An 11922-nucleotide genomic window follows, 5' to 3' on the forward strand; every position below is an offset into this window, starting at 1 on the left:
CGTCTCGTATTGCGCCTTGCTAGTCTGGCGGCCATGACGTCACGGCAGCAGAACCGGCCCAACCCCGCGCGCCGCAGCGAAGCATCCCGGCAGGCCATCCTCACCGCGGCGTTCGACCTGGTCGGCGAGGTCGGCTACGCCAGGCTGAGCATCGAGGGCATCGCTGCCAGGGCCGGCGTCGGGAAGCAGACGATCTACCGCTGGTGGCCGTCCAAGGGAGCGGTGCTGTTCGACGCGCTGCTGACCCTCGCTGCCCAGGGCTCGGACGACGCCACCGGCGCCGCCGACGCCGCCCTGCCGGACACCGGCGATCTGGAGCGGGACCTGAAGACGGTGCTGCGCGCGACCGTCGAGGAGCTGACCGACCCCCGGCTCGACGGCATGATGCGGGCACTCTCCGTGGAGATCATCACCGACCCCGCCCTCGCGGCGCTCTACGCGGAACGGCTCGACGGCCCCATGCGGAAGCTGAAGCTGGCGCGGCTGCGCAGCGCACAGCAGGCGGGCCAGCTGCCGCAGGACACGGATCTGGACCTGGCGGTGGACATGCTGTGGGGCGTGCTGCGCACCACCTGGCTGGATCGCAGCCGCCCCCTTACGGCCGAGTACGCCGATCTCCTGGTGCGGACCGCGCTGAACGGCCTCCGCGGCCCTGCGCACCGCTGACCCGCCGCGTCCGCCGATGTCGATATCGGACCGTCCGCTCCGACCTTGTCATGAGGGCCGGGCCGGCGTGGACACCCGGCCGAACCCGGCGGAAACCCCGGCGTAGCCGCTCGACGAGGCAGCGCGAACGGAAAGGACATGTCATGGGACGGCCAGTGGTGCGCTTCGAGATCATCGGGAGCGCCCCGGCGACATTGCGCGACTACTACGGACACCTGTTCGGCTGGACGTTCCACGTCGGCGACGCGGCCACCGAGCAGGTGTCCGCGCCGGGCTGCTACGGCTTCGGGACCCGACCTGCACCGGGCCGGCCTGGCGAGCGAGGCGATCCGGCTGGCCCGGCTCCTCCACGGCGTGCTGCCGGACGACGGAGAGGCCGCGGGATTGCTTGCCCTGATACTCCTCACCGACGCCAGACGCCCCGCGCGCACCTCAGCCGACGGTGGCCTGGTGCCACTCGCCGAGCAGGACCGCAGCCGCTGGCATCGCCCGTTCCTCGACGAGGGCATCGCGCTGACCAGGCGGACCCTGGCCCGCGCCCGGATCGGTCAGTACCAGGTCCAGGCGGCACTGGCAGCGGTGCACGCGGAGGCGGAACGGGCCGAGGACACCGACTGGCCACAGATCGTCGCGCTCTGCCAACTGCTCGAAACACTTGCTCCCAATCCGATGGTCACCCTCAATCACGCCGTTGCGGAGGCGATGGTCCACCTCCCCGAGCCGGACTCACGCTGCTGGAACCGCTGGACGCGGACGCCCGGCTCGCCGGCCACCACCGGCTCCACGCGGTGCGGGCCCACCTGTTGGAGATGGCGGGCGACCGTGCCTCCGCGCGCTCCTGCTACGAGACCGCGGCGAGACTGACGACCAGCCTTCCGGAACAGCGCTACCTGAGGGACCGCGCGACTCGCCTCGCCCCCTGACGTGGCCGGAGCAGGGCGTGGGAGGCGAACGGATCAGCAAGCGCGGCCCACCCCGGACGCCCACCGCCCCGAACGGCATCGCATAGCCGCACACCGGGCCCGCTCGGGCGGACCGCCACGGAACCCGGGTCAGCCGGTCAGCCGGTCAGCCGGTCAGCCGGTCAGCCGGTCAGCCGGTCAGCCGGTCAGCCGGTCAGCCGGTCAGCCACATGATGGCCAGGCCCACCGCGCCCACGGCGAGCGGCGCCAGAATCTCGTAGCTCCAGCGCACGCCGACCGTGCCGCCCTGCGTCTTCTCCCCGTGGCGCTCCGCCAGCTCCCGCAACTCGGCCACGGCCGCGTCGCCCGGCGGGACGCGCGGCCCGGTGTCCTGCGAGCCGGCCATGCCGCCCCCGCCGAAGTTGAGGCCCATCAGACCGCCGCGGGCCGGCCGCCCGGAGGCGACCTGGTCGTTGTGCCGTGTCGCCTTCGAACGGGCCCGCATCGACACCGGGATCGCCCACATCTGGTACTTCGTGCCGCCGGCCAGCACCTCCGTGGAATAGCTGGACCTGATGGTGTCCACCGCGCCCCAGGGGGCGGTGATGGTGCGGAACGGATTCCGCACGCGCAGCCGCTCGTCCGAGGCGAAGACGGCCGGACGCAGAGTGAAGGCGACGACCAGCGGCACCACGAACAGCAGGGTGGATGCCGCCGTCAGCGGCGTCCTGTCCTCACCACGCAGGATCGCATCTCCGCCCAGCCACCCGGCCAGACCGAGCAGCAGCACACCTGCCGCGATGGCGGACCCGGAGCGGTAGACGCGGTCGGCATACTTCTGGGGCTCACTCATGCCTCCGATTCTGCCGGAACGGCCCGCGTGCCGGTGCGGCCCACTACCCCTGGCCCGGAACCGCCTCCTCGGCGGAGTCGTACAGCACCTCCCCGTCCGCTCCGTATCCCTTGATCACAGGGCTGCCGCCCGGCGCGTCCTCGCCCATGCCCGCGACCGCGAAGTACCCCGCCTCCACCACGGCCTCCTCCGTGGCACCCGCGTACTCCACGGTGACCCGCACGACCTCAGGGTCCAGCGTGCCGAAGTGAGCCCAGCGGAAGGGCATCGTCCATTCACCCATCATCGGCCCGAGGTACCGGCCGGCGCCCGGCTCGGGGCGCACCGCAGGCCCCGGGTCCGAGGGCGTGTCCGTGCTGGTCTGCATGCCGACGGAGCCGGCCGCCTCCCCGCGATCCGCGCACACCAGCTGGAAGTGGGGGTCCGCCGAGGGGTCGTCGCTGACCGCAAGGACCTGGCGTATCGGCTCCGCCCCCCGATTGTCGTCGCCCTGAGAGACCCAGGCGAGGAGGATGCGCAGCTCACCGATCTCTATGTCCGGCTGCTCATGGTCCGAGAAGGCAGACGAACCGCCCCAGTCCGCTATACAGCGGGCGAGCGAATCGGCGGCCTGCTCGAACGTGATGCCGTCCAAGAGCTGCCGCTCGGGGTCCGCAGGCCCGGCCGGATCTGCGGACGCCCCCGACCCCGCCCCCGCGGCGGACTCGGAGGGCGCAGCGGACGGCGAGGCCGCAACGGACGAACGGCCGTCCCCGCCGAGCCAGTCCTGGTGCGCCCCGATGGCCACGCCGGGCACCGCGATCAGGACGGCGGCCCCGGCTCCGAGCACCGCCCGGCCACGCCGCCGAGCCCACCGGCCGCGCCGCACGATGGAGTCGTACGGCGCCTCCCGCGGCGCCGCGCCCGCCGCCCGCTCCGCGAGCATGCGCCTCAGCTCCGTCTCGACGGCGCTCGCCTCCCCGTCGTCCCCATCGCCCCCGCCGCCCACACCCGCGGCACCGGCGCGGTAGCCGGCCCCTCCGCCGCCCCCGCGGCCGTCCGGGGCCGGGCCGCCGCGCTCCCAGCGGTGCGCCTCCCGGCCGCCGTGGCGGCCCGTCGGGGCGTCACCCCCGGCGTTCGCGCCTCCGGCGCTTCTGTCGGTCATCGCATACCTCGGTCTCTCCGCATTCGCTGCCGGGGTCTCATCCGGACCGCTACGTCGTTTCATTTGCTTCGTTCGCTCGTTCGCTCGTTCGCTCGTTCGCTTAGTGCTTCGCATACTTGGCTCGTTGGCTCATCGGCTCGTTCGCTACGCAGGTCCCGGGCGCTTCAGGTGTTGTCGGCGCTGCCCGCCAACCGGCCGGTCGCCGATGAAACGGCCACGGCCCGACCGGGTCATGCGGGCACAACGGTCAGAACGGTGCGGGCACCGCGCTCTGGCCGAGGACGGCTCTGAGCTTGCTCAGCGCCTTGGACGCCTGACTCTTGACCGTGCCGACCGAGCAGCCCAGCGTCTGCGCCACCTCCGACTCGGACAGGTCCTCCCAGTACCGCAGGATCACGACCAGCCGCTGCCGCCTCGGCAGCCCCGCGAGGGCCGCCGCCAGCACCTCCCGCTCGTCCGCGCGTGCCATGTCGTCCGTGGCGACCGCGGCATCGGGCGGCATGTCCGTCAGATGCTCCGGCACCCTCCGCTTGCGGAAGCGGTCCTTGTGGCAGCTGATCAGGATGCGCCGCACATAGGCGTCCGGATTGTCACTGCGCTGGACCCGTGACCACGACCGGTACGCCTTGGCGAGCGCGGTCTGCGCGACGTCCTCCGCAAGATGACGGTCACCGGTGAACAGGAACGCCGTCCTGACCAAGCCGGGCCATCGGCTGCGCACGAACGCCTGAAACGTGTCCTCCGGCGTCTCTGAGTCCTCAGTCTTCATCCGGGCACCCCCTCACCTACCCGACCACCATTCCGCCGCCCCAGGTTGCCCACCCGAGGTCAGCAGTTCCCCTGTGCATCCGCATTGATACCGCCTCATTGCTGCCGCTCGGACTCCGCTTGGCCGGTGACAGGCGACTACGCGCGTAGATATGCTGATCTGGTGAGCATGCCATCCACAGCACCGGCGCTGCCGCTGGCGGACGTGACCGTGTCCGATGCCGCGCTGCGCCGCTTCCTGCACGGGCTGCCCGGAGTGGACGCGGTGGGGCTCGAGAGCCGCGCCGCCGCCCTGGGGACCCGTTCGATCAAGACAACGGCCAAGTCCTACGCCATCGATCTGGCGATTTCCATGATCGACCTGACCACCCTCGAAGGTTCCGACACCCCGGGGAAAGTACGGTCGCTGTGCGCGAAGGGCGCCGCGCCCGATCCGTCGGACCGTTCCGTCCCCGCGGTCGCCGCCATCTGCGTCTACTCGGACATGGTGCGCGAGGCCAAGGAGGCGCTGCGCGGCACCGGGATCGCGGTCGCCTCGGTCGCGACCGCGTTCCCCGCCGGGCGTGCGGCCCGTTCCGTCAAGCTCGCCGATACGCGGGAGGCCGTGGCCGCGGGTGCCGACGAGGTGGACATGGTCATCGACCGGGGGGCGTTCCTCTCCGGCCGCTACCTCCAGGTGTTCGAGGAGATCACCGCCGTCAAGGCCGCCTGCGGCGAGGCTCATCTGAAAGTGATCCTGGAAAACGGCGAGCTGGCGACGTACGACGCCATCCGCCGCGCCTCCTGGCTGGCGATGCTGGCGGGCGCCGACTTCATCAAGACGTCGACCGGCAAGGTCGCGGTCAACGCCACCCCCGCCAACACGCTGCTGATGCTGGAGGCGGTCCGCGACTTCCGCGCCACCACCGGCCGCCAGGTCGGCGTCAAGCCGGCCGGCGGCATCCGCACCGCGAAGGACGCGCTGAAGTACCTGGTGCTGGTGAACGAGACGGCGGGCGACGACTGGCTCGACCCGGCCTGGTTCCGGTTCGGCGCCTCCAGCCTGCTGAACGATCTGCTGATGCAGCGTCAGAAGCTCACGACCGGTCGCTACTCCGGCCCCGACTACGTAACGGTGGACTGAAGGCCCCATGACCGCGATGAAGTTCGAGTACGCACCCGCACCCGAGTCACGTTCGACCGCCGCGATCGCCTCGTCCCACGGGCTGTTCATCGACGGCGAGTTCCGGCCCGCCGCCGGGGGCAAGGTCTTCAAAAGCATCGCGCCCGCCTCCGAGGAGGTGCTTTCCGAGGTGGCGCACGCCGGCGCGGACGACGTGCACGCCGCCGTGGAGGCGGCGCGCAGAGCGTTCCCGCGCTGGTCGGGGCTTCCGGGCGCCGAGCGCGCGAAGTACCTGTTCCGGATCGCGCGGCTGATCCAGGAGCGCTCCCGTGAGCTGGCCGTGCTGGAATCGCTCGACAACGGCAAGCCCATCCGCGAGTCCCGCGACGTCGATCTCCCGCTGGTGGCCGCGCACTTCTTCTACTACGCGGGCTGGGCGGACAAGCTGCCGCACGCCGGCTTCGGCCCCGACCCGAAGCCTCTCGGCGTGGCCGGACAGGTCATCCCGTGGAACTTCCCGCTGCTGATGCTCGCCTGGAAGATCGCGCCCGCGCTCGCCACGGGGAACACGGTGGTCCTGAAGCCGGCCGAGACGACCCCGCTGACCGCGCTCCGCTTCGCGGAGATCTGCCGCCAGGCCGCGCTGCCGCCCGGCGTCGTCAACATCGTGACGGGCGACGGCACCGCGGGCGCCGCGCTCGTCGAGCACCCGGGCGTCGACAAGATCGCGTTCACCGGCTCCACCGGCGTCGGCCGGCGCATCGCCCGCACCGTCGCCGGCACCCGCAAGAAGCTGACGCTCGAACTGGGCGGCAAGGCCGCGAACATCGTCTTCGACGACGCGCCCCTCGACCAGGCCGTCGAGGGGATCGTGAACGGCATCTTCTTCAACCAGGGCCACGTCTGCTGCGCCGGGTCCCGCCTCCTGGTGCAGGAGTCCGTCGCCGAGGAGCTGCTGGGCGCGCTGAAGCGCCGCATGGCGACGCTGCGCGTCGGCGACCCGCTGGACAAAAACACGGACGTCGGCGCCATCAACTCCGCGGCGCAGCTGGCCCGCATCCGCGAGCTGGCCGACGCGGGCAGCGCGGAGGGCGCGGAACGCTGGTCGCCGCCGTGCGAACTGCCCGCGGACGGCTACTGGTTCCCGCCGACGCTGTTCACCGGCGTCACGCAGGCCCACCGCATCGCCCGTGAGGAGATCTTCGGCCCGGTGCTCTCCGTGCTGACGTTCCGGACCCCCGAGGAGGCGGTGGCCAAGGCCAACAACACGCCGTACGGGCTGTCCGCGGGCATCTGGACGGAGAAGGGCTCGCGCATCCTGTGGCTCGCGGGGCAGCTGCGCGCCGGGGTCGTGTGGTCCAACACCTTCAACAAGTTCGATCCCACCTCGCCGTTCGGCGGCTACCAGGAGTCCGGCTACGGCCGCGAGGGCGGACGGCACGGTCTGGGGGCCTACCTCGATGTCTGACCCGATGTCCGACTCGATGTCCGACTCGATGTCCGACTCGATGTCTGACCCGATGTCCGACCCGACGTCCGAGCAGCCGCACACCCCCGAGAGGACGGACGGATCTGCGATGCCGAAGCCGGAGCACGCCACGCCCCTTGCGGTCCTCAAGACCTACAAGCTGTTCATCGGGGGCGCGTTCCCCCGCTCCGAGAGCGGACGGGTGTACGAGGTGACCGATCCCCAGGGCAACTGGCTGGCCAACGCGCCCCTCGCATCCCGCAAGGACGCCAGGGACGCGGTGGCCGCCGCGCGCAAGGCGTTCCCGCGCTGGTCGGGAGCCACCGCCTACAACAGGGGCCAGGTGCTCTACCGCGTCGCCGAGCTGCTCCAGGGGCGCCGCGACCAGTTCCGCGCCGAAGTCGCCGCCGCCGAGGGCCTGTCGAAGGCGCAGGCGCGCGCGGCCGTCGAGGCGGCGGTCGACCGCTGGGTCTGGTACGCGGGCTGGACCGACAAGGTGACGCAGATCGCCGGTTCCTCGAACCCGGTGGCGGGCCCCTACTTCAACCTCTCCTCGCCCGAGCCGACCGGCGTGGTCGCCGTGCTGGCACCGCAGGACTCCTCGCTGCTCGGCCTGGTCTCCGTCCTCGCCCCGGTGCTCGCGGGCGGCAACACGGCGGTGCTGGTCGCCGGGGAACGCACGCCCCTGCCCGCCCTGTCCCTGGCCGAGGTGCTGGCCACCTCGGACGTGCCCGCGGGCGTGGTCAACGTGCTGTCCGGCCGCACCGCGGAGCTGGGCCCGCCGCTCGCCGCGCACCAGGACGTCAACGCGATCGACCTGACCGGTGCCGCGGACCCGGCGCTGGCCGCCGAGCTGGAGGCGACGGCCGCGGAAAACCTGAAACGTGTCCGCCGCCCGGCCGTGGACGCCGAGGACTGGACGGCCGACCCCGGCACGTCGCGCCTGCTGGCGTTCCTGGAGACGAAGACGGTGTGGCACCCCATGGGCGTGTGACCCCCGCCGCCGGCACCACGCGGCGGGAACGCGGCGAAGCGGGGCCCGGCCGAACCCCCCGGCCGGCCGAGCCCCGCGACGTTCCCCCGTTCCCCGTGTCCCCCTCGTTCCCCCGTTTCCCCCTGGTCCCCCCTCGTTCCCCCGTAACCCCGCCCCCTCGGGCGGCGTCCCCCACGCGTTCAGGCCACCAGCTCGCCGAAGGACTCCTCCTGGTCCTGGCCGAGGCTGAGGGCCCGGTCCTCGCGCAGCCGGCGCAGAGTGCGCCAGATGCTGCTCTTCACCGTGCCGACGCTTATGTTCAGCGTGTCCGCGATCTCCGGGTCGGTGCGGCCTTCGTAGTAGCGCAGCACCAGCATGGTGCGCTGCTGCTCTGGCAGCCGCGCCAGCGCCTGCCAGAGCACGGTGCGCAGCTCGGTGCCGCGCATCGTGTCGTGCTCGCCGGGCGCCTCGGGCAGCTCCTCGGTCGGGTACTCGTTCAGCTTCCGCCGCCGCCAGGCGCTGATGTGCAGGTTGGTCATCGTTCGCCGCAGGTATCCGCCGACCGCCGCCTTGTCGCTGATCCGGTCCCAGGCGCGGTACGTGGACAGCAGCGCGCTCTGGAGCAGGTCCTCGGCCTCGTGCCGGTCACCGGTCAGGTGGTAGGCGGTGGCGTACAGGGAGGCGCGGCGCTCTCGCACGTAGGCGGTGAACTCCGCCTCCGTGGCCCCCTCGCGCCGCACGCTCCCGTTCCGCCCCCCAGGCGCACCCACCGCGGTCAGGTGTGGGCGCTGGTGCCCGATGCCGCGCCGGCCCCCCAGCCGGTTGGCCGCACCGGACTTCTCCCCGCACCGGACGGGAACCATTGCGGTGGTCGTGCGCGTCTCGCTCACCGCCGTGCCAGTGACGCTGTGCACTGCGCTCATCTCCGCTCCCCCTCGTTCACGCCGTCCGTGTTCGTTGGGGAATACATTGCCGGGCCAGTTTCATGGGGTGGTCCCCCAACTGTCACAGCGGTGTCACAGGCCCTCCGGCCGCCTCCACACCTGACGGGAACGCTTCAATGGCAGGAGAGTCGAACTCCCGAGGGTCCATAGGCCACAATGACCCGCGTGGCTTTCCTGTTGCTGATCGAGGACGACGAGGCGGTTCGCACGGCCCTGGAGATGAGTCTGACTCGCCAGGGACACCGTGTCGTGACCGCCGCGACGGGTGAGGACGGCCTGAAGCTTTTGCGTGAGCAGCGGCCGGACCTCATCGTCTTGGACGTCATGCTGCCCGGTATCGACGGTTTTGAGGTGTGCCGGCGCATCCGCCGCACCGACCAGCTGCCGATCATTCTGCTGACCGCACGCAGCGACGACATCGACGTCGTCGTCGGCCTCGAATCGGGAGCCGACGACTACGTCGTCAAGCCCGTCCAGGGCCGCGTCCTCGATGCCCGCATCCGCGCGGTGATGCGCCGCGGGGAACGGGAGTCCAACGACTCGGCCACCTTCGGCTCCATCGTCATCGACCGGGCCGCCATGACCGTGACGAAGAACGGCGCCGACCTCCAGCTCACCCCCACCGAGCTGCGCCTTCTCCTTGAGCTCAGCCGGCGGCCGGGCCAGGCCCTGTCCCGGCAGCAGCTGCTGCGCCTGGTCTGGGAGCACGACTACCTCGGCGACTCTCGCCTGGTCGACGCGTGCGTCCAGCGCCTGCGGGCCAAGGTGGAGGACGTGCCCTCCTCGCCCAAGCTCATCCGCACCGTGCGCGGTGTGGGCTACCGGTTGGACGCCCCCGCGTGAGCGATGCCAGCGACGGCCGGGTGCGCGGCTGGCTCCGGGCGCTGCTGCGCCTGACCAGCCTGCGGCTGCGCCTGGTCACCGTGTTCGCGCTGGTGGCTCTCGTGGCGGCGGTCTCGGTGTCCGGCATCGCCTACTGGCTCAACCGTGACGCCGTCCTCACCCGCGCGCAGAACACGGCGCTGCGCGACTTCCGCAAGTCTCTGGGTGACCGGGCGACCACACTCACCGAGAGCCCGATGTGCAACGATTTGCACAGTATGGCCGCCGGAGTGGCGGAAAACACACTCGACTACCAGGTCGTGCTCATCGACGAGGCGTCGGACGGGCAGATATGCCAGGCCGAGTCCGACCCGGGCCGGTTCAACCTGGACATGGTTCCGGCCTCGCTGATCGAGGCCGTGCACGACCGGCGCGACGGCGACGGCTCCGCCGAATACCACCTCTACTGGCAGCGCATCTCCCTCGACGGCGACCCGTTCCTCATCGGCGGCACCCGCGTCATCGGCGGCGGCCCCACCGGCTACATGCTGGCCTCCCTCTCCCCCGAGCAGGACGACCTCAACTCCCTGGCCTGGTCCCTCGGCATCGCCACCGCGCTCGCGGTCGTCGGCTCCGTCCTCCTCGCCCAGGCCGCCGCCACCATGGTGCTGCGGCCGGTGCAACGTCTCAGCGACGCCGCCCAGCGCCTCGGCGAGGGCAAGCTCGACACCCGCCTCGAAGTGCGCGGCGCCGACGAACTCGCCGAGCTGACCCGCACGTTCAACAGCAGCGCCGCCTCGTTGGAGCAGCGTATGCAGGACCTCAGCGCCCGCGAGTCCGCCAGCCGCCAGTTCGTCGCCGACATGTCGCACGAGCTGCGCACCCCGATGACCGCCATCACCGCGATGACGGAGGTCCTGGAGGACGAGGTCGACAACCTCGACCCGATGATCGCCCCCGCCGTGCAGCTCGTCGTCAGCGAGACCAGGCGGCTGAACGACCTCGTGGAGAACCTGATGGAGGTCACCCGCTTCGACGCCGGCACCGCGCGCATGGTGCTCGACGACGTCGACATCGCCGACCAGGTCACGGCCTGCATCGACGCCCGCGCCTGGCTCGACGCCGTCGAGGTGAACGCGGACCGCGGCATCATCGCCGAGCTCGACCCGCGCCGCCTGGACGTCATCCTGGCCAACCTCATCGGCAACGCCCTCAAGCACGGCGGCTCCCCGGTCCGCGTCACCGTCCGCGAGGAGCAGACCGCCGCCCGCGGCGGGCACGACGTGCTCGTCGAGGTCGCCGACCAGGGGCCCGGCATCCCGGACGCCGTCCTGCCGCACGTCTTCGACCGCTTCTACAAGGCCAGCGCCTCCCGCCCGCGCTCCGACGGCAGCGGACTCGGCCTCTCCATCGCGATGGAGAACGCGCACCTGCACGGCGGCGACATCGACGTGCACAACGCACCGGGCGGCGGCGCGGTGTTCACGCTGCGACTGCCGCGCCAGGCAAGGCTGCCGGAACACGAGGCGGCCGGCGCGGAGCACCGCGGTGGCGGCACGGCGGCAGGAGGTGCCGGATGACGAGGGCCGCGCGCACGGCGGGCGTACTGCTGCTGACGGCCGCGACCGTCGGCTGCGGCATCAGGGCGACGGACGTGCCCGTCGACGCGGGCCCCGCGCCCAGCCGCGCCGCCTGCGACACGACGCCCGAGGCCGAGGAGTCGGCGGCGGACACCGAGGTGTACCTGCTGTGCGGCTCGCACGTCGAGTCCGTCGCCCGTCCCGTCGACCTGCCCGCCGGTTCCGAGGACCGGGTCGGCGCCGCCAAGGCGCTGCTGGACGCATTGCAGACCGACCCGAGAAGCGAGGAACGGGCCGCGGGCTTCACCAGCGAGGTCCCGGACGACCTGGAGGTCTCCGGCCCGGTGGCCGACGACCCGGCCCCAACGCTGCGGCTGAGCCAGGGCCCCGCCGACCTCACCGCCGCCGCCCTGGTGCAGATCATCTGCACCTTCGCCAGCAGCGACCACATAGCGGGCAACGGGCAGACGGTGATGCTCGGCGGCCCGGCCGGGGCAACGGCGGAGCACGAACCCCGCGTCTATGCCTGCACGAACGCGATGCGCACCACCCCGGAGGCGGCCCACTCGGCCCTCCCGCCGCCCTGAACGCCGCGGCCGCGCACATGGCCGCGCACATGCCGCGCCCGCGTGGCACCCGTTGCGGTGGTGCCCGCAGCGGCGGTGGCGTGCCGGACCCGGATAAGACGCAGGTCACACCG

At 72.0% G+C, this 11922-nt stretch carries 11 protein-coding genes and 1 pseudogene; 8 read left to right on the plus strand and 4 right to left on the minus strand.

Translation table 11 applies throughout. From position 1 onward, the window contains the following. The first annotated feature begins 33 nt into the window (after positions 1 to 33). Positions 34 to 666: a TetR/AcrR family transcriptional regulator gene (locus STBA_RS13015; RefSeq protein ID WP_077059404.1), complete on the plus strand. Its 633-nt coding sequence runs from the start codon at positions 34 to 36 to the stop codon at positions 664 to 666. A gap of 279 nt (positions 667 to 945) precedes the next feature. Then, positions 946 to 1589 (plus strand): annotated as a pseudogene (locus STBA_RS37765) (DUF6596 domain-containing protein); the annotation flags it as partial. Between the two features lie 193 nt (positions 1590 to 1782). Here STBA_RS37765 and STBA_RS13025 read toward each other — a convergent pair. The 3 genes from STBA_RS13025 to STBA_RS13035 all read right to left on the minus strand — a co-directional run bounded on the left by STBA_RS13025 (position 1783) and on the right by STBA_RS13035 (position 4334). Then, positions 1783 to 2421, minus strand: coding sequence for a PH domain-containing protein (locus STBA_RS13025; RefSeq protein ID WP_077059406.1), 639 nt, complete (start codon positions 2419 to 2421; stop codon positions 1783 to 1785). 43 nt (positions 2422 to 2464) lie between these two features. Next, positions 2465 to 3565: a hypothetical protein gene (locus STBA_RS13030; protein WP_077059407.1), complete on the minus strand. Its 1101-nt coding sequence runs from the start codon at positions 3563 to 3565 to the stop codon at positions 2465 to 2467. 247 nt (positions 3566 to 3812) lie between these two features. Next, positions 3813 to 4334 carry a SigE family RNA polymerase sigma factor gene (locus STBA_RS13035; protein ID WP_077059408.1) on the minus strand — a complete coding sequence of 174 codons (522 nt, stop codon included), beginning with the start codon at positions 4332 to 4334 and terminating at the stop codon, positions 3813 to 3815. Positions 4335 to 4502: 168 nt separating this feature from the next. Here STBA_RS13035 and deoC point away from each other — a divergent pair, with 168 nt between their 5' ends. From deoC to STBA_RS13050, 3 genes are all read left to right on the plus strand, one after another. After that, positions 4503 to 5456, plus strand: coding sequence for a deoxyribose-phosphate aldolase (deoC, locus tag STBA_RS13040; protein WP_077059409.1), 954 nt, complete (start codon positions 4503 to 4505; stop codon positions 5454 to 5456). A gap of 16 nt (positions 5457 to 5472) precedes the next feature. Continuing rightward, a complete protein-coding gene (locus STBA_RS13045) occupies positions 5473 to 6903 on the plus strand; it encodes an aldehyde dehydrogenase family protein (RefSeq protein WP_077063296.1) in 1431 nt (476 codons plus the stop codon). Positions 6904 to 7012: 109 nt separating this feature from the next. Continuing rightward, positions 7013 to 7897, plus strand: coding sequence for an aldehyde dehydrogenase family protein (locus STBA_RS13050; protein ID WP_077063297.1), 885 nt, complete (start codon positions 7013 to 7015; stop codon positions 7895 to 7897). A gap of 179 nt (positions 7898 to 8076) precedes the next feature. Here the strand turns inward: STBA_RS13050 and STBA_RS13055 are convergent, their stop codons facing one another. Next, a complete protein-coding gene (locus STBA_RS13055) occupies positions 8077 to 8799 on the minus strand; it encodes a SigE family RNA polymerase sigma factor (RefSeq protein WP_077059410.1) in 723 nt (240 codons plus the stop codon). A 186-nt stretch (positions 8800 to 8985) separates the two neighbouring features. Between STBA_RS13055 and STBA_RS13060 the strand changes: the two genes are divergently transcribed. The 3 genes from STBA_RS13060 to STBA_RS37770 are packed head-to-tail and all read left to right on the plus strand — an operon-like array spanning position 8986 to position 11809. After that, entirely contained in the window at positions 8986 to 9663 is a 678-nt protein-coding gene (locus tag STBA_RS13060; protein ID WP_171987700.1) for a response regulator transcription factor, read from the plus strand. Further along, positions 9660 to 11222: a HAMP domain-containing sensor histidine kinase gene (locus STBA_RS13065; RefSeq protein WP_079251894.1), complete on the plus strand. Its 1563-nt coding sequence runs from the start codon at positions 9660 to 9662 to the stop codon at positions 11220 to 11222. Before STBA_RS13060 ends, STBA_RS13065 begins: the two co-directional genes overlap by 4 nt. Next, complete coding sequence (locus tag STBA_RS37770) at positions 11219 to 11809, plus strand: hypothetical protein (protein WP_077059413.1); 591 nt, start codon at positions 11219 to 11221, stop codon at positions 11807 to 11809. The genes STBA_RS13065 and STBA_RS37770 overlap by 4 nt, the downstream gene beginning before the upstream one ends. Positions 11810 to 11922 lie beyond the last annotated feature (113 nt).

Origin of the sequence: Streptomyces sp. MP131-18, assembly GCF_001984575.1 — a bacterium.
In the GTDB taxonomy this organism is placed as follows: Bacteria; Actinomycetota; Actinomycetes; order Streptomycetales; family Streptomycetaceae; genus Streptomyces; species Streptomyces johnsoniae.